The sequence below is a fragment of the Salinifilum ghardaiensis genome (assembly GCF_054491345.1).
Window position 1 is genome coordinate 146,405 of the sequence record NZ_CM137101.1, and the last position, 16,878, is coordinate 163,282.

Annotated in this window: 17 protein-coding genes and 2 tRNA genes; 10 read left to right on the plus strand and 9 right to left on the minus strand. The window is 70.8% G+C overall.

Annotated features, from left to right (window positions below; all coding sequences use genetic code 11):
* Positions 1–76 precede the first annotated feature (76 nt).
* From ACVGV0_RS00620 to ACVGV0_RS00635, 4 genes are all read left to right on the plus strand, one after another.
* Entirely contained in the window at positions 77–628 is a 552-nt protein-coding gene (locus tag ACVGV0_RS00620) for a hypothetical protein (protein WP_459157890.1), read from the plus strand.
* Between the two features lie 189 nt (positions 629–817).
* Entirely contained in the window at positions 818–1,429 is a 612-nt protein-coding gene (locus ACVGV0_RS00625; RefSeq protein ID WP_459157891.1) for a DUF6230 family protein, read from the plus strand.
* A gap of 21 nt (positions 1,430–1,450) precedes the next feature.
* On the plus strand, positions 1,451–1,963 hold the full coding sequence (locus tag ACVGV0_RS00630) for a DUF6114 domain-containing protein (RefSeq protein WP_459157892.1): 513 nt from the start codon (positions 1,451–1,453) through the stop codon (positions 1,961–1,963).
* Positions 1,960–2,727 (plus strand): hypothetical protein, encoded by a 768-nt coding sequence (locus ACVGV0_RS00635; RefSeq protein ID WP_459157893.1) that lies wholly within the window; start codon positions 1,960–1,962, stop codon positions 2,725–2,727. The genes ACVGV0_RS00630 and ACVGV0_RS00635 overlap by 4 nt, the downstream gene beginning before the upstream one ends.
* Positions 2,728–2,782: 55 nt before the next feature.
* Here the strand turns inward: ACVGV0_RS00635 and ACVGV0_RS00640 are convergent, their stop codons facing one another.
* Entirely contained in the window at positions 2,783–3,880 is a 1,098-nt protein-coding gene (locus tag ACVGV0_RS00640; protein ID WP_459157894.1) for a hypothetical protein, read from the minus strand.
* Positions 3,881–4,255: 375 nt separating this feature from the next.
* On the opposite strand from ACVGV0_RS00640, the gene ACVGV0_RS00645 reads away from it, so the two are divergent.
* Positions 4,256–5,080, plus strand: a complete 825-nt coding sequence (locus ACVGV0_RS00645) for a L,D-transpeptidase (RefSeq protein ID WP_459157895.1) — start codon at positions 4,256–4,258, stop codon at positions 5,078–5,080.
* Positions 5,081–5,145: 65 nt separating this feature from the next.
* Complete coding sequence (locus ACVGV0_RS00650; RefSeq protein WP_459157896.1) at positions 5,146–5,670, plus strand: hypothetical protein; 525 nt, start codon at positions 5,146–5,148, stop codon at positions 5,668–5,670.
* A gap of 220 nt (positions 5,671–5,890) precedes the next feature.
* Here ACVGV0_RS00650 and hisC read toward each other — a convergent pair whose 3' ends face one another.
* Positions 5,891–6,943 carry a histidinol-phosphate transaminase gene (gene hisC, locus ACVGV0_RS00655; RefSeq protein WP_459157897.1) on the minus strand — a complete coding sequence of 351 codons (1,053 nt, stop codon included), beginning with the start codon at positions 6,941–6,943 and terminating at the stop codon, positions 5,891–5,893.
* A 179-nt stretch (positions 6,944–7,122) separates the two neighbouring features.
* Between hisC and ACVGV0_RS00660 the strand changes: the two genes are divergently transcribed.
* The 4 genes from ACVGV0_RS00660 (at position 7,123) to ACVGV0_RS00675 (ending at position 10,639) form a co-directional block, all read left to right on the plus strand.
* A complete protein-coding gene (locus tag ACVGV0_RS00660; protein WP_459157898.1) occupies positions 7,123–7,815 on the plus strand; it encodes a dienelactone hydrolase family protein in 693 nt (230 codons plus the stop codon).
* A 57-nt stretch (positions 7,816–7,872) separates the two neighbouring features.
* The gene (locus ACVGV0_RS00665) at positions 7,873–9,870 is read left to right on the plus strand and encodes an acetoacetate--CoA ligase (protein ID WP_459157899.1); all 1,998 of its coding nucleotides are present in this window, start codon (positions 7,873–7,875) and stop codon (positions 9,868–9,870) included.
* A gap of 576 nt (positions 9,871–10,446) precedes the next feature.
* A tRNA-Ser gene (locus ACVGV0_RS00670) sits at positions 10,447–10,535 on the plus strand.
* Between the two features lie 31 nt (positions 10,536–10,566).
* Positions 10,567–10,639, plus strand: a tRNA-Arg gene (locus tag ACVGV0_RS00675).
* A 56-nt stretch (positions 10,640–10,695) separates the two neighbouring features.
* On the opposite strand, the gene ACVGV0_RS00680 is transcribed toward ACVGV0_RS00675, so the two are convergent.
* The 7 genes from ACVGV0_RS00680 to ACVGV0_RS00710 form a co-directional block, all read right to left on the minus strand.
* Positions 10,696–11,889 carry a tyrosine-type recombinase/integrase gene (locus ACVGV0_RS00680; protein WP_459157900.1) on the minus strand — a complete coding sequence of 398 codons (1,194 nt, stop codon included), beginning with the start codon at positions 11,887–11,889 and terminating at the stop codon, positions 10,696–10,698.
* Complete coding sequence (locus tag ACVGV0_RS00685) at positions 11,889–12,071, minus strand: helix-turn-helix domain-containing protein (RefSeq protein ID WP_459157901.1); 183 nt, start codon at positions 12,069–12,071, stop codon at positions 11,889–11,891. The genes ACVGV0_RS00680 and ACVGV0_RS00685 overlap by 1 nt, the downstream gene beginning before the upstream one ends.
* Positions 12,072–12,073: 2 nt before the next feature.
* Positions 12,074–13,426 carry a replication initiator gene (locus tag ACVGV0_RS00690; protein WP_459157902.1) on the minus strand — a complete coding sequence of 451 codons (1,353 nt, stop codon included), beginning with the start codon at positions 13,424–13,426 and terminating at the stop codon, positions 12,074–12,076.
* Between the two features lie 88 nt (positions 13,427–13,514).
* Entirely contained in the window at positions 13,515–14,501 is a 987-nt protein-coding gene (locus ACVGV0_RS00695; RefSeq protein WP_459157903.1) for a hypothetical protein, read from the minus strand.
* A 19-nt stretch (positions 14,502–14,520) separates the two neighbouring features.
* Complete coding sequence (locus tag ACVGV0_RS00700; RefSeq protein WP_459157904.1) at positions 14,521–14,709, minus strand: hypothetical protein; 189 nt, start codon at positions 14,707–14,709, stop codon at positions 14,521–14,523.
* The gene (locus ACVGV0_RS00705; RefSeq protein WP_459157905.1) at positions 14,706–15,290 is read right to left on the minus strand and encodes a GGDEF domain-containing protein; all 585 of its coding nucleotides are present in this window, start codon (positions 15,288–15,290) and stop codon (positions 14,706–14,708) included. The genes ACVGV0_RS00700 and ACVGV0_RS00705 overlap by 4 nt, the downstream gene beginning before the upstream one ends.
* Before the next feature lie 93 nt (positions 15,291–15,383).
* The gene (locus ACVGV0_RS00710) at positions 15,384–16,793 is read right to left on the minus strand and encodes an FtsK/SpoIIIE domain-containing protein (RefSeq protein WP_459157906.1); all 1,410 of its coding nucleotides are present in this window, start codon (positions 16,791–16,793) and stop codon (positions 15,384–15,386) included.
* Positions 16,794–16,878: the final 85 nt, after the last annotated feature.

Sequence of the window (16,878 nt, forward strand, 5' to 3'; positions counted from 1 at the left end):
CGAACGGACTGCACCGAGCCGCGTCCCATCCCGCCGCCCGGCGGCGCGCCGCGGACGCGTGCGGCAGACTGCGGGGGTGACCGAGGTCGAAGGCCGAGCTGCCGGTGAGGTGCCCGTGCCCGAGCAGTCGAGCGGTGGCCCCGCGCGGCCGTGGAGAGCGGTGGATTCGGCTGCGCTGCGCCGGCGCCCCGAGGGAGTGGACGAGGACACGGCCGCCGCGGTCGGCAAGGTCACCGAGGCGCTGGAGAAGGTGGAGCGCGCCCGCGGGCGGCTGTACGACTTCCACCAGCTCATCGGCTCCGCGGACGAGCAGCTCTGCGAGGCCGTGGCGCAGCTGCGCCGCGCGGGCCAGGAGGAGACCGCCGAGCGGTTGGAGAGCGTGCTCGTCGGGCGCAACGTGCTGCCGGGGCGGTGGACGTTCCAGGTGGTCGAGGAGTTCGACGACGGGTACTGGGAGAGCTTCCGCGCCGAGGAGGAGCGCGTCCGGCAGCAGCTGTGCGCGGGGCAGCGGCACGTGCACGAGGCCGAGCTCAAGGAGCGCGAGCGCAGCGTGGACGCCGACGGGAACCCGCTGCCCGGGCACGAGGCGGGTCCGGGGTCCGAGGCGGGTCCGGGAGCGGGCGGTTGAGGGTACGACCGCTGCGGGATTGTGCACGGGCGGTAGTGATCGACATGCGAATTGATCACGGAATTAATCTGAATTGGTGAACCATTTCACAGCGTTCGGTGGCTTGCGTCCCCTAGAGTTACTCGCCAGTACGGTAATGCGGGTCACTTCTGGGGTTGGGTGGCTCACCAGCACTCGCGGGGAGGCGTCATGGCGGGTGAGGTGTCTTCCGGGCGGACTCGGTGGCTGATCTTCGCGCTCGTGTTCGTGCTCGGTCTCGCCGGGATCGGAGTGATGTTCGCCGGGCTGTCCAGCGGCGCGCTCGCCGCGTCCTTCGCCGTGTCGGGCACGACCTACAAGGCCACGGCCGACCAGCTGGACGCGAGCGGGGTGGTCCAGTACGGATCGGTCGACCAGAGCGCCGACCAGGCGCACCCGGTGATGGTCAACGGTTTCAGCGAGGCGCGGCTGGACAACTTCTGCCAGTCGATCCTGCTCGACGACATGCCCGGCGTCGGCCAGATGACCCTGCGCATCGAAGCGCCGGGCGAGGACGGGATGACCGCGAAGAACATGGTCCTCGGCGTCGAGCAGGTCAACGGTGACCTCACGCTCGACGACGTGCAGATCGGCCGCGACGCGGGGACGTTCGACGTCGGTCCGAGCGGCGGCGAGCACGCCACCACCGGCAACTTCGGCATCCAGGCCGGCGCCATGCACCTGTCCGACCTCAAGCAGCAGGCGTGGTCGACCACCGCCTCCACCCTGCGCATGAACCAGGTGCAGATCACGGCGGAACCCGGCCGCAACGAGTGCTTCTGACCCCTCGTCCGGGAGGTTCCCATGGCTGCGGTGAAGAACACCTGGCGCGCATTCCGGAACTGGCGCCGCGCCCGGCCGTTCGGGGCCGGGGTGTGCACGCTGCTGGCCGGCCTGGCGGTGCTGTTCCCGCCGTTCGCCTCGCTGCGGCTGGGCGATGCGGTCATCACGCTGAACACCGTCGGCGGAGTCTCGGCGAGCGTGATCGGCGTGGTGCTGCTCGTGTGCGGCGGCGCGTTCCTGGCGCGGCCGCAGTTCCGCCTCGCGGCGGGGATCGTCACGCTGCTGCTGTCGCTGGCCGCGATCTCCGCGGCCAACCTGGGCACGTTCCTCATCGCCACGATGCTCGGGATCACCGGTGCTGCGCTCGGGATTTCCTGGTCGCCGACGCCGCGCGCCCGGGCGGCCGAGCGGCGCCGCCGCGGGCGCGCGGCCGAGCGGCGCGCGGGACCCGAGGCCGAGCCCTCCGCCGAGGAGCGCACCGGTCCGCCCCGGCCCGCGGAGGTCTCCGCGTCCAGCGGGCGGGGTGAGTCGTGAGACGCGCGCTGCTGCCGCTGGTGGTCGTGCTGCTGCTCGCGCCGGCGGCCTCGGCGCAGGCGGAGCTCCCCGTGCTCGGGCCGCTCTTCGGCGGCTCCGAGGAGGAATCGGCCCCGGACGGCGGCGCGCAGAACCCCTCCCCGGGCTCCGGGGACGCGGCGCCGGACCCGTCGGAGGAGCCCGCGCCGGGGAAAACGCCGCGGGAGGAGCCACCGCAGGGGGATCCGGCGTCCGAGCCCCCGCCTGAACGGGCTCCCGGCGGGGGCGGTTCCCCCGGGAAGCTGCCCACCGGCGACTCCGCCGGTGCCGCACCGGGCCCCGGGCGGACCTGGACGATGACGGCCGAGCAGCTGACCCTGGTGGGCTCCCGGTTCCACGGGACCTCGCAGGAGCAGGTCGCCGGCCGGACGGTGACCACGCTGCACTTCACCGCGGACAGGTTGGAGGTGACGGGCCTCGTGCAGCGCTCGAACCTGGGCAACGGCCGCGAACTGCGGGTGGCCAGCGCCCCCGGTGCGGTGTCCACGGTGTCCGGACCGGTCGAGATGCAGGTGCGCGAGCTCAGCGGCACGCTCGACGTGGCCGGGTTCCCGCTCGTTCCGGTGGTGTTGTCGGCCGGGGCGCTCGCCCCGCCGGACGTGGACCTGAGCTTCCTGCGCCTTCCCGCGCTCACCTTCGACGACGTCACCGTGCGCACCGTGGAGCTGAGCGCAGCTCAGCTGCACGTCCCCGACGCCCGGACCGGTCTCCGGCCCGCCGGCTGACCCGCTGCCCGAGCGCCCGACCCCGTGAACCCTCCCGGGGAATGCTCCCCGCCGCTCAGGTGCGGTGTTCGTGCGGCGGCGGGCCAGCCGCCGGGCGGTCCGCGGTTCTCGCGGCTTCCACGGTTCCCGCGGCTTCCGCGCCGTCCGCGGCGTCGTCGCGGGCGCGCGACTCGCTCCGCTCGCCGCGGCGGCGGAAGAACGTGAATCCGGGGATGCCCACGATGGCCTGGCGCAGGTCCTGCGTGACCTCGAGCAGCGCGTGCAGCTCCGGGCCGACGTGGTCGAGCGTGCGCAGGATCGGCAGGATGTCCGAGAGCAGGTGCTCGGTGAGCACGGGCACCTCGTCGACCATGCGGACGGCGGCGGTGACCTCCTCCTCGGACAGTTCCGCCACGAAGTGCTGCAGGAACGGAGCGCCGCGGCGCAGCGCCGGTTCGTAGGCCGCGAGCAGCTCGTCGGCGGTGGCCGCCGTCTTCTGCGTGCTCTCGACCGTCCGCGCCGCCTCGTCGGCCACTCCGCCGGCGCGGTTGACGAGGGTCTCGGCGGATTCGGCGATGCGCCGGGCGTCGGCCACGGTGCGGGAGGCGTCGCCGGCCACACCGCTGGCCGTGCCGACGAGCTCTTCCGCGCCCGCGGCGACGTTGCGCGCGTTGGTGACGATCGCGGAGGCGTCGTCGGCGACCGCGCCGACCCGGGTGACGAGGCCGTCGGCCGAGTCGACCGCGCCGCCGGCCGCGTCCACGGTCCGCTCGGCCCGCTCGCACACGGAGCCGACCCGCGTGATGAGCGCTTCCGCGTTCGCCATGATGTCGCGGACCTCGAGGACCGTCGTCTCGGCCGAGTCCGACACCGCGTCCACGCGCGCGATCAGGGCGTCCGCGCGCTCCACGATGCGGTGGGCCCGGTCGACGGCGTCGCCGGCCGTGTCCACGGCCGAACGCGCGTCCCGGGTGAGGTCCTCGGCGCGCTCGATGATGCCCTCGGCGCGCTCGACGGTGCCGCGCACGCGTGCGAGCAGCGCTTCCGCTTCCCCGATGAGTCCGAGCACGCGGATCGGGGCGGTGGCGAGTGCCGCGGCGGAGTCCACCGCCCGGTTCGCCGTGGTTCTGGCCAAGCCGACCACCGCGCCGGGCGTCGGGATGCGGATCAGCATGCCCCCACTGTGCCGTCCGCTCACCCGGTGGGGACACCCGGAACGGCAGGTCCGCCGCGATCGATCCGAGATCTTCGATATCACCTGATCGAACGTTTTGATCAACACGAAAGTGTGAACTCCCGACCGGGAGTTCCCCGGCTGTTCCTGTAACGCGAGGCGTTTCCCCTGATCAACGCCGTTTCCGGCGGCAGGACCCGCTGCCGGCTCAGCTCATCGCGGTGATTTGTCCGGGCTACTGTCCGCCCCGCGTGTTCGCGTTCGCACGCAGCGTTGTCGCCGCTGCGGTGGCCGCTGCCGTGCGGGGCGGACGGAGTCCCGCGGTCGGCGAGGACGCGTGACCAGCGAAACGCCGAGCTGCAGTCAGGAGTCGCGATGCGGTCAGTCGCCGCTTCCCCGCGCCGCGCGCCGCGCGGGCGCCTGCTCGCAGCCTGCGGTGCGTTGCTGCTGGGGCTCACCGCCTGCGGCGGTTCCGGTGCCGAGCCGCCCGGCGGGCCGTCGGAACCGCAGGCGGTGCAGAACGCCTACGCCGTGGACCTCGCGCAGTACCCCGAATCGACGACGTACACCGACATCTCCGGCGCCCCGCACGACCCCGCCCCGCAGGAGCGCACGTCGGGCGTCGTGCTGCGGGCCAAGGAGGACCTGCCGGTGTACGACTCGCCCGGTGGTCAGGTCTTCGCCCGACTGCCCGCCGAGCAGATGGAATCGCCGACGTGGGTGCCGGTCATCGCGGAGCAGGGCGACTGGGCGCACGTGATGCTGCCCTCGCGCCCCAACGGCTCGACCGGGTGGGTCCCGGTTTCGAGCTCCGCGCGCGTGGAGAAGGCGCACTCGCCTTACGAGGTCGAGGTCGACGTCGACGACCGCACCCTGCTGGTGCGGGAGAACGGGGAGCAGATCGCCTCGTGGGAGGTCGGTGTCGGCGCTTCCGGGAGCCCGACCCCGCGCGGGCGCACGTTCATCATGGCTGCGATCGACGACCAGGTCATCGACTACAGCCCCATCGTGCTGCCGCTCGGGGTGCATTCGGACACCTACAGCACCTACGGCGGCGGACCGGGCACAGTGGCGCTGCACGGGTGGCCGGATCCGCAGGTGTTCGGACGAGCCAGCAGCGACGGGTGCGTGCGGGTGCCTGCCGACGCACTGCAGCTGCTGCGGAACTTGCCGCTGGGAACCACGGTCATGCTCCGCTGACCCCGCGGCCGACAGGCGTGTCCAGCACACGGAACACCGAAATGCGAATTCGGGAGGTAGGAGACATGCAGAAGACAGCATCCGTGCTCGGTGTCGCTGCCACGACGGCCGGGATGATGGCCGCGGGCAGTTCCGCCGCGCTCGCCGACAGCGAGGACAACGACGGCGTCACGGTCCTCAACGACGCGAACATCCAGGTGCTGCAGGTGCAGCTGTGCAACAACAACATCGCCGTCGCCGGCGCCGTGCTGCCGGTGGGCTCGCCGCAGGAGGCCTCGTGCACCAACGCGCCGGTGGCCGACCACCCGGAGCAGGAGCAGCCGCCGGCTGAGGAGGAGCCCCCGGTCGACGAACCGGAGGAGCCCGACGTTCCCGACGTGCCCGAGCCCGACGTTCCCGACGTGCCCGACGTGCCCGAGCCCGACGTGCCCGACGTGCCCGAGCCCGACGTGCCCGACGTGCCGGAGAACCCCCGGCCGGAGGAGCCGCAGTCGCCCGAGCCGGGCGGTCAGGGCGGTGCTCCGGACGAGGACCTGCCCTCGGCTCCCGCGCCCACCGTGATGAAGGGGCACCTCCCCGTCACGGGCTGACGGCACGCCCGCCGGGGTGCCGGGGCCCCTTGGCCCGAGCAGTTGATCTTGGATAGGTTCACGAGCGCGTAGATCACTACGCGCTCCGCGGGTCCGGTTCCGCACCAGCCCGCACATGTGCGGTGTCCGGCGAAGTGCTCCCCCTCGCTTCGCCGGACACCACTCATCCGGTGCAGCCCGGGAGCGCCGCGTCGGCCTCCCGCGCTTCACCGGCGCGCGCTCAGCCCGCGAACGACCGCGCCGCGGTGAGGAACGCGTCGTTCTCCGCCGTCGCGCCGATCGTCACCCGCGCGCCGTCGCCCTGGAACGCGCGCACCACGACGCGGTGCTGCATGCAGTGCTCGTTGAACGCCTCCGTGCGCTCGCCCAGCGGCAGCCACACGAAGTTCGCCCGCGACTCGGGCACGGTGTAGCCGGTCTCCCGCAGCGCGTGCAGCACGCGCGAGCGCTCCCCGACGACTTCGCCGCAGCGCGCGCCGAGTTCCTCCCCGGCGTCCACACAGGCCAGTGCCGCGGCCTGGGCCAGCGCGTTGACGCTGAACGGGATGCAGACCTTGCGCACCGCCTCGACCACGCGCTCCGGACCGACGGCGTAGCCCACGCGCAGCCCCGCCAGCCCGTACGCCTTGGAGAAGGTGCGCAGCGCCAGCACGTTGTCGCGCCGCAGCGCCAGCGCCACCCCGTCGATCGCGTCGGTGGCGTCGTCGAACTCGAAGTACGCCTCGTCCAGGGCCACCAGCACGTGCTCGGGCACGCGGTCGAGGAACGCCTCCAGCGCGCCGGGCGAGAGCGCGGTGCCGGTCGGGTTGTTCGGGGTGCAGACGAACACCACGCGCGTGCGCGGCGTGATCGCGGACAGGATCGCCTCCAGGTCCAGCTCGTGCTCGGCGGTCAGCGGCACGCGCACCTGCCGAGCACCCGCGATCTGGGTCAGGATCGGGTAGGCCTCGAACGAGCGCCACGGGAACACGACCTCGTCCTCCGGCGCGCACATGGCCTGCACCAGCTGCTCGCACAGGGAGACCGAGCCGCACCCCACGGCGATCCGCTCCGGGGCGGCGCCGAGCCAGTCGGCCAGCCGCGCGGTCAGCTCCGAAGCGCCCATGTCGGGGTAGCGGTGGACCTGCGCCGCGTGCCGGTTGATCGCCTGCAGCACGGTCGGCAGCGGGCCCGCGGACACCTCGTTGCTGGCGAGCTTGATCGAACCGGGAATGCTGCGGCCGGCGACGTACGCCGGGAGTTGGTCGAGATCTGCGCGCGGACGCACGGTCATGCCTGGCTCCTTGCTGTGGTCGAGTCCCCTGCGCGGACGGTAGCTCGCCCGCGGTGATCACCGGACGGCCACCGGTACCACCGGGGTGCTGCGTCGATCCAGTGAGTCCTCGCGCACACTTGCCCGCACGCCCCGGTGAGCGTGTTGACTGCGCTGATCGCGGCGTGTTCCCTGCATGCATGACGAAACCCCGAACCGAAACACTCGCGCTGACCGACGGGAACCGGCTCCGGGTGACGGTCGCCGAACCGGACAGCGTGGTGCGGGGTGGAATCGTCGTGCTCCACGAAGCACGGGGTGTCACGGAGCGGGTGCGCCAGCTCGTGTCCTCCCTCGCGGAGGAGGGCTGGCTGGCCGTCGCGCCCCACCTGTACCACCGGGACGGCGCCGAGGACGTCCTCGCGGACTCCGCGGAAGCCGTGCACGCGCAGGTCCGGCAGCTGTCCGGCGAGTCCGTGCTCGACGACACCGACGCCTCGTTCCTGTGGCTGACCGAGCGCGGGGTGCGCACCGACCAGCTCGGCATCATCGGTTTCGACGTGGGCGGTACCGCCGCGGCCGTGGTGGCGGCCAACCGCCGGCTCGGCGCCGCGGTCAGCGTCGGCGCGTCCGGCATCCACGAGCAGCTGTCGACCACGCTGCCCTCGCTGGTGGAGGTCGTCGGGGAGCTGTCCTGCCCGTGGCTCGGGCTGTACGGCTCGGACGACCCGCGCGCGGACGTCGACAAGCTGGCCGAGGTGGCGGACCGCGCGCCCGCGGTCACCGACGTCGTCCGCTTCTCCGGAGTGGGGCACCGGTTCGACCACGACCCGGAGGCGGCCACCGACGCGTGGCGCCGTGTGCGCAGCTGGTTCGACATGCACCTGCGCTGACGCGCGTTCCCGCAGGGGGGATGGCCGCGACCGGTGTTCGTGCGCTAAGAACGGGCCATGACCGCGAACACGTCCGGCAACACCGAGACCCCCGAACTGCTCTGGCAGCCCGATCCCGACCAGGTGCAGCGCACCCGCATCGCCGCCTTCCGCTCCTGGCTGCGCACCGAGCGCGGCCACGACGTGGTCGACTACCAGGCCCTGTGGGAGTGGTCCACCGCGGACCTGGCGGGGTTCTGGCAGGCCGTCGCCGACTTCTTCGCCGTCGACTTCCACGAGCGGCCGCGCGAGGTGCTCGGGGCCGAGGTCATGCCCGCTGCGGAGTGGTTCCCCGGGGCGACGGTGAACTACGCCGAGCACGCGCTGCGCCACCTCGACGGCCGCGGTGACGAGGACGTGGCCGTGCTGTTCGCCCGCGAGGACGGGCACCGCGAGCAGATCACGTTCGGCGAGCTGCGCGGGCGGGTCGCGGCGGCGCGCGCCGCGCTCGCGGCCCGCGGTGTGGGCCGCGGCGACCGGGTGGTGGCGCTGGTGCCGAACAGCCCGGACGCGATCGTCGCGTTCCTCGCGGCGGCGAGCCTCGGCGCGGTCTGGTCGTCCTGCTCGCCGGACTTCGGGCTGCGGGCGATCACCGACAGGTTCGCCCAGATCGAGCCGAGCGTGCTCGTGGCGGTGAACGGCTACCCGTACGGCGGGCGGTGGTTCGACGTGCGGGACACGGTGCAGCAGCTGTGCGCGGAGCTGCCCACGCTGCGGGGCACGCTGCTGGTCGACCACCTCGGCACGGGGGCGGACCTGCCCGGGACCGACTCGTGGGAGCAGGAGCTGGACCGGCACGCCGACGCGCCGCTCGAGTTCGACGCGGTGCCGTTCGACCACCCGCTGTGGGTGCTGTACTCCTCGGGGACCACGGGGCTGCCGAAGGGCATCGTGCACGGGCACGGGGGCGTGCTGCTGGAGCACCTCAAGGCGATCGGCCTGCACTGCGACCTCGGACCGGGCGAGCGGTTCTTCTGGTTCACCACCACCGGCTGGATGATGTGGAACTTCCTCGTCGGAGGCCTGCTGGTGGGTTCGCCGCTGGTGCTCTACGACGGCCACCCGGCCTACCCGGACGCGGGTGCGCTGTGGCGGCTGGCCGCCGAGTGGCGGGTGAGCTACTTCGGCACCTCGGCGCCGTTCATCCAGACCTGCCGCAAGCAGGAGCTGCGTCCCGGCGCGGAGCTGGACCTCTCGGCGCTGCGCACCGTGGGATCGACCGGAGCGCCGCTGACCTCGGACGGGTTCCGCTGGGTGGCCGAGGCGGTCGGTCCGCGGGTGCAGGTCGCCAGCGTCTCCGGTGGCACCGACCTGTGCACCGCGTTCCTCGGGGCCTCGCCGGACGTGCCGGTGTGGCTCGGGGAGCTGTCCTGCCCGATGCTCGGTGCCGCGGCCGACGCGTTCGACGAGGACGGCAAGCCGGTGCGCGACGAGGTCGGGGAGCTGGTGCTGACCCGGCCGATGCCGAGCATGCCCGTGAAGTTCTGGAACGACCCGGACGGTTCGCGGATGCGCGAGTCCTACTTCGACACCTTCCCGGGCGTGTGGCGGCACGGCGACTGGGTCACCCGCACGTCGCGGGGCACGTTCGTGATCCACGGGCGCAGCGATTCGACGCTGAACCGCGGCGGCATCCGGATGGGCACCGCCGAGTTCTACCGGGTGGTCGAGGGCTTCGGCGAGGTGCTGGATTCGCTGGTCATCGACACCTCCAGCACGCAGCGGCCGGACGGGGAGCTGCTGTGCTTCCTGGTGCTGGCCGAGGGCGCGAGCCTCGAGGAGATGCGGCCGCGGCTGACCGAGCAGCTGCGCGAGCAGCTGTCGCCGCGGCACGTGCCGAACCGCTACATCCCGGTGGCCGAGGTCCCGCGCACGCTCAACGGCAAGAAGCTCGAGGTGCCGGTGAAGAAGATCTTCGCCGGCACGCAGCCGGAGAAGGCGGTGAGCCGGGAGTCGCTGCAGCACCCGGAGGCGCTGGACGAGTTCATCGGCCTGCGCGACGAGTGGGCGCGGTGAGGGCGCCGCACCTGTGGACAACTCGCCGCCTTGTGGACAACTTGTGCTCCATCCGTGTGGGGACAGCTCACAATTTTCATGAAAATTGAATAAACTGGAATCGTTCCAGGTTGCGCTGCGGCTGGGTGCGGGTCCACTGGGCGCCTGACGGGGCCGCGGTCGGCGGGAGCTGGTCGGGGTGCCCCGCGGGGGCGGATCGGTGCCGGGAGGGGCCTGGCCGGTGCCCGCCTGGCGGTCTGCGGTCACCGGCGGGCACCGACCCCGCACCCGGGCCAGGTTCCCGCGCCCGCTCGCACCCGGCCCGCGGTGCTTCGGTCTCCGGGTCCCGCATCCGCCTCGCGACGTTCCGGGGCGGCTCCGCGCGGTGTCCCCGCCTCCGCCTCCGCCCGGCGGATCCGGGTCCCGGCTCCGTCCGCCTCCCGCTCCCCGGTTCCAGGTGGAGGGCGGGAGGAGGGCGCTGGACAGCGGCCCCCACCGCCTGCCGGGAGCGCTGAGGCCGCGGAAGGGGACCCCCCTTTCGGAGACGATCGAGCGGGCGTGTAGTCTTATCTCCGGTGGCAGCGAGAAGGACTACCGGGAGGCTTCGCCTAGTCTGGTCTATGGCGCCGCACTGCTAATGCGGTAGGGGTTTACGCCCCTCCCGGGTTCAAATCCCGGAGCCTCCGCTAGACTCCCCCGGGAGTCACAACTGAACACGCGCCCGTAGCTCAACGGATAGAGCGTCTGACTACGGATCAGAAGGTTGAGGGTTCGAATCCTTCCGGGCGCACCGAAGCCCCAGGTCACAGGCCTGGGGCTTTTCCTTTCGATCGGGTCGTTGCCACTTTATTGCCACTTTTCGCGTGAACTGCTCGACGGGTTCAGGGCGTCCAGAGCCTCCGCGCTGGCCCGCGACTCCTGACCTCGACCCATGTACGTGTTGAGCGTCATGGATGGGTGCGAGTGGCCGAGGACGTCGGCGATCTGCCGAGCCGACAGGCCGGCCTCGTCGAGCAGGGTGCCGACGGTCTTGCGGAAGGTGTGGAAAGTCACCCACTCGTAGCCCGCGCGTTGGCGGAAGGGCACCCAGTACCGGTTCGTCAGGTTCGACGCGTTGACGTAGCCGCCGCGGCTGTTCGGGAAGATCGGGGTGTCCGGATCCACGTCCCCGATCGCCGAGCGCCGTTCCGCGAGCATCTGCACGCACCACCGCGGCAGCGGGATCGTGCGCTGCGCCGTATCCGACTTCCCCGGATTGCGGACGATGCCCTTGCCGCGTGCCTCGATGATGTTTCCGGACATGGTCAAGCTCGCCGTCTGCTCGTCGAAGTCCGCCCAGTGGGCACCGAGGGCTTCGCCGCGGCGTTCACCGGTGGCGATGAAGAACCGCACCAGGTCGGGCAAGTCGCGGTCGCGAGCCTCTTCGTCGGCGTCGAGCTTGCCGAGGAAGTCGACCACCTCATCAGCGGTGAGAGCGCGCGCCTTCTTGCGCTTCGTCTTGGCACGGCGTTCCGTCAGCGGCGCCATGTGCTTCACGGGGTTTTCCTCGATGGCACCGGCTTGGACTGCGAAGGTCATGATGTTGCTGATCACGGCCTTTGTGTGCTTGGCCAGGCTGAGACTGTTGTTCGTCAGCTTGTCCTGGCACAGAGCGTTGACCACCGGGGTCTTCACTTCGGACAGCCGCAGGTTGCCCAGCGACGGCAGCACGTGCTTCCGCAGGTGGTCGCTGTAGGTGTCGACCGAGCTCAGCGAGTAGATCCCCTTCTCAGCGTCAGAACGATACTGCTCCAACCACAGCTGCGCCGCGTCCGAAAACAGCGTCTTCGGCGCCAGCAGGGCGCCGGGAACGGTCATGTTCAGCTCGTTGAGCACGTCACGTACCGACTGCCGAGCCTTCTCCTTGGTGGCAGCGCGGCGCCGAATATCTGCGTATCCACCGTCCTGCCGGCGGTACTTGCAGCGAGCCACCCAGGTAGCCCCTTGCTTCTTCGTCGTGATCGTGCCTGCACTTCCCGGCGGCAACGGTGTCCGCCCCATCAGGCCACCCCCTCGGACTGGGCTTCGAACCAGGCTTCGACGTCGTCGGGCTTGTAGCGGACGTGTTTGCCGATGCGGCGTCCTGGTGGGCCGAAACCACGGCTGCGCCATTGGTAGATGGTGCCGACGGGCACGCCGAGGTAGTCGGCGACCTCGGACGGGCCCCAGAGGGTGCGCAGCATGCTCAGTCTCTCCTTTCGTTGGCGTACTTGATCTTTCGTAGTTCGCGGGTGCGCTCGCCGATGGCTTCGGCCAACTCACGTTCCTCGTCGCTGGCGTGGCCGATGTGGGTCATTTCCCAGTGGTTGACCACGAGCACGGAGTCTTCTGCGACGCCGAGTTCGGTGAGGTTCTCCTCCAGGCGGAAGCGCTGGCGGTCGCCGCGCAGGCGCTTGAACGTGGTGGAGTAGCGCTTGGATTTGGTGAGGAAGTGGCCGCGGAAGGCGAGCATGTGCGCCCAGTGGCGCAGCTTGAGCTCGGCCAGGTCCTCGTTCTCGGCGAGGTCCCAGGCGGTGCGCATGATCCGCCGGTGGTGCTCGCTGGTGGGGATCAGCTCGATGTGCGAGCGCGAGCGCAGCCGTCGATCAGCCGCCTCGGACTTGCCGGTGCCCTTGGTGGCGTACTTGGCCACGTAGGAGGCGATGCGGTCATCCGAGATCGCCCCGTCTGCCTCTTCGAACTGGTCGGCTTCGACGGGTTGGACGGGGCGGATGTCCAGCTGCTCGCCCCAGGTGAACTCCCGCGCCTGACCATCGATGTCCGGTGCGGGCAACCGGGCATCGCGGTGGGCCCCGCGGATGGCCTCGGTGACCAGCGAGGTAGTCGCCCAGGCCGGGGTCTCATCGTCGGGGCCGGCGGGTCCGTCGATGCGGATGACGGCGTGGAAGTGGATGAGCCCGCGCTTCTGGAACTCGGCGACTTTGGCGTAGGACAACCGCGCGTGTTCACCGAAGTCCCGGACCCGCAGGCCGACGGTCTGGGCCAGGTGCCGGCGCAGGGCGATGGTGAAGCGGTGCCACAACTTGCTCGCGTGGGCTTGCCAGAGGACGTGGCCGGTGTAGTCGTACGAGGCCGGGTCGATCGGCTGTCCAAGACGCGAGTCCGCCTCGTGGTGGGAGGTGCCGCAGCGGCACGGGCGGGGCTTGCCGGTCTTCGTGGTGGGACGGTTGTGCACGGCTCCGAAACTCGGGGCGGTGAGCGTGACGAACAGCCGGGGCTTGCCGGACACCTCCTCAGGGACCCCTTTGGAGCCGCCGGCGAGGCCGGCGCGCAGCAGGTGGAAGGCGTCGGCGGCGTAGCGGTCGGAGCAGGCGGGGCAGACGGACTCGCGACGGTTGCCGCAGGGGGCGAGGATCTGCCCCTGAGTGGACTTGAGCTCAGCCCCCGTGGTGGCGTCGGTGATGGCCCACCGGCCGGACAGGTGCACCGGGTTGAGGCACCCGCCGGTGGACTGCACCTTGGCCCGCCACGAGTCGTAGTCGGGAGCCTGGAGACGGCGGGTCAGCGGGTCGGTGGTGGAAAGCGGCGGTAGGGCCACGAGGAGCGGTCACCTCCCAAACGTCGAGGGCGGGAGGCACCGCCAGGTGGCCGGCGGGAGTGCTCCCGCCGAGCTGATGCGGAGTCGATTACGGGGTGGCCACCGGGTGGCCGTTGTGGCCAGTGAGTTCGGTGACGATGCGCTGGGCCATCGCGTCGGGCAGTTTCACCGCCTGCTGCACGTCGGCGGTGGTGATCTCCCGCCCCTGGGCAGCAGCGCCCTGGTAGACCTCGCGGAGCTTGGCCACCACGGACTCGGGCAGCTTCAGCGAGCGCACTGCCGCGAGATCGCCTACGTCCGGGCGCGCCGGAGTCGGTGTCTGCGGAGTCGTCTCCGTGGTCGTGGATGCATCATCAACCCCGACTACTTTCCGTTGCAAACTAGTGTCATAATGTAGCGAAGCGGGCTCGGAGGGCGAGCGGGGTGCGGTCTCGGCGACCGAGGGGGGTGCGTCTTCCGAGTCCGCCGCATCTGCGGATACCGGTTCGCCGGATGCGACCGGTGCGGCTGCCTGGTCGTTGACCTGGTGGATGATCTGCCGTGTGCGGGCTTGGATGACGGGGATGACTTCGGCGACGCCGTAGACGATGATCGGCACGATCGCGTGCACCGCCAGCGAGCCCAGGTTGAACACCCCCTCCCCGAGCAGTGGGGCCAGTTGGGGGATCACGTTCATGGCCAGCGTCGAGGCCAGCAGCGTGTGCTTGAGCCTGCCCCACCAGGCGTGCTCCGGCTTGACCCCATGGGAGAGGATCACCGCTTCGAAGTTGAGCAGCGTGACCAGCAGCCCGGCAAACATCGGCTCGACGCACCAGGCGGCCCACCACAGCGGATCATCCATGGCGGTGTCACCGGCAAGGAAGCGCTGTACCCCGGTGGTGGTGAACACCAAGCCGAGGCAGAGGAAGATCCACAAGCCCGTCAGGGTGCGGCGGGCGTGACGTTGCATCACCACCGCGACATGATCCGGATCAGAAAGCAGCGGGCGCAGACGGCGGGATTCGGCGATGTCGTATTCGAGGTCGGCTACCCGCCGGGTGCGCCCATCGGCGTTCTTGGCATCGCGAAATGCCATGGCACAGCGTCCTTTCCGATCACTGCGGCGGGGTGAACAGAGCCATCAACCCGCGGATCAGGCCGATGACCGACAACGTGGCGAGCACCGCGGGTCCGGGGCCGAAGATCAGCCAGACCCCGGCGATGCCGGCCAGGGTGAGCAGGGTGATCAGCAGGGTCAGGGCGATGCCCCGGCCGGTGACGTGGACGAAGAGCAGCGTGTTCATCGAGCAGCCTCCACGGAGTTCGAGCGGGCAGCAGCAGTACGGGTGGGTTTGGCCTGATACATCCGCGCATCGGCGCGGGAGAGCACGTGTGTCAGCGCGGCGTGCGGGGTGATCGGGATGGTGGCCGCGCCCCACGAGGTGGCCACCTCGACCGGTTGGCCGTCGACGACGCGGGTGCCGGACAACGCGCGGGTGATCTCGACAGCGCGGGACTCGGCCTGCTCGGCGCCGTCGCCGGTGATGAGGACGGCGAACTCGTCACCGTGCAGCCGCACGGCCAGCTCACCCAATGTGCGTATTTGGTCGAGTTCTGTGGCGAGGGTCTGCAACACTCGATCACCGAACCGGTGGCCGTGGGTGTCGTTGAGCGCCTTGAAGCGGTCCACGTCGCCGAGCAGCAGTGCGACCGGTTCTCGGTTGCGGGCGAGGAAGCTCAGGCGGGCGAAGCGGCGGTAGAGCTCGGCGCGGTTGCCCAGTCCGGTCAGGGCGTCGGTGTGCAACCGGCGGAACAGGGTGCGGGCGTAGAAGGCAGCACTTCCACCGATGAGCGAGGTGGCCAGTAAGGCCAGTTCGGTCAACACGGTCAGCAGCTCCTCTCAGACATGAATACGGCCCGCCGGCTGGGACGGGCCGAACAATGGGAAAACAGCAGGGCAGCAACGGCCCTGGAACAGTCAGGCGACGTCCTCGTCTTCGTCGTCGCCGTCAAAGACCTCGATGTGTTCGAGCTCGGCCAGGTCGAGCAGCACGTCCCCGTCCTCGGTGTCTTCGGGGATCTCCTCGTCCTGGTCGTCATCGGTGGCCCAGGCGGTGGGCAGCGTCGTCACCGTGGCCTCCGGAGTGGTGCAGTAAGCAACCAGCTCGGCGATGTCGTCATCCGAGGTGTAGGCAGCCCGCACGCGCAGCGGCTCGCGGCCTTCGTGTTTGACGTAGCCGACGCCCGGCAGGGACTCGGAGATCTGGTCCGCGAAGGCTCCGCGCTCGCGGGCACCCTCGCCGAGGGTCATGTCCACGTGCCCGGCTTCCTCCACGCGGAGCACGATCTTGGTGGGGAACAACCCGCGGACCGGGACGTTGTCCTTGCTCGGCTCCTGCACCGCACCCATCACGCGGCCACCGACAGCCCGATATTGGGTAATGGCCTTGCCGATGAGCTTTTCGAACTCGTTGGAGATCGCGTTGTCGGCGAACTCGGTCATGCCCGCGAACTCGTCGCACAGCAGGATCTCCAACGGCTGCTCTGGCGAGGGGGTGTGCTGACGCACGCCTTGCCGCCCGAGCTCGGCCTTCCGCTGGTCGAGGACCTCGGTGTATTCGCGGGTGAGGTCCAACCCTTCCTCGGCGGATTCGGCGAAGCGGTGGAACATCGCCCGCCCGGCGCCGAACTCCATGCCGCCCTTGGGATCGATCACCCACAGCCGCACCGAGCCGTCACGGATGAGCGGGGCCAGGGCCCGCAGCAGGCCCCACATCCACGAGCCCTTTCCCGAGCCCGTGGCTCCGGCGAAGAGGATGTGCAGTTGTTCCCAGAGATTGATGGCGTAGTCCCGGCCGTACTGGTCCTTGCCCACCACCAGGCGCGAGAGGTCCACCGCGTCCGTCGTCTCCGGCAGCGCCGGAAGCGGGAGGAACATGGCGTCGAAGGGCTCGAACCGCTGGAAATCCAGGCTCACCAAGCCGGGTTTGAGGGTGCGCAGGGTGGCGTTGCGCGCCCGGTAGGTGTTCGCCAACCGGGCCAGCACCTGTTCGTAGTCCTTCTGCTCTTGGCCCGGGGTCATGCGCACCGTCACCGAGTCCCAGCACCAATCCGAACGCACCCGGCGGATGCGGGGAGCACGGGTGGTGCCGCGCTTGTCGGTGGTGGTCAACCCGGTGTTGCTGGTGACCACGGACCACTGGCGGTAGTAGACGAACCACCGGCGCCACCACGCCCGCAGCATCCGGCCGGCGAACCGGTCGAAGGTGGGGTGATCGAGGAACCGCCACGACAGGCCCGCACCCAGGGCCGCGAGAACCGCCGTACCCGTGGCCAATGCGGTCGGGTACACCCCGAAGTAGCCCGCGGCGGTGCCGAAGCCCGCCATGGGGGCGCAAGTGCGCGGGTGGCGTGCCACCCACCGGATCAGGCGCCGAGCTGGTGTTCTGTGCTGGTCATGGCTGTTCACGACG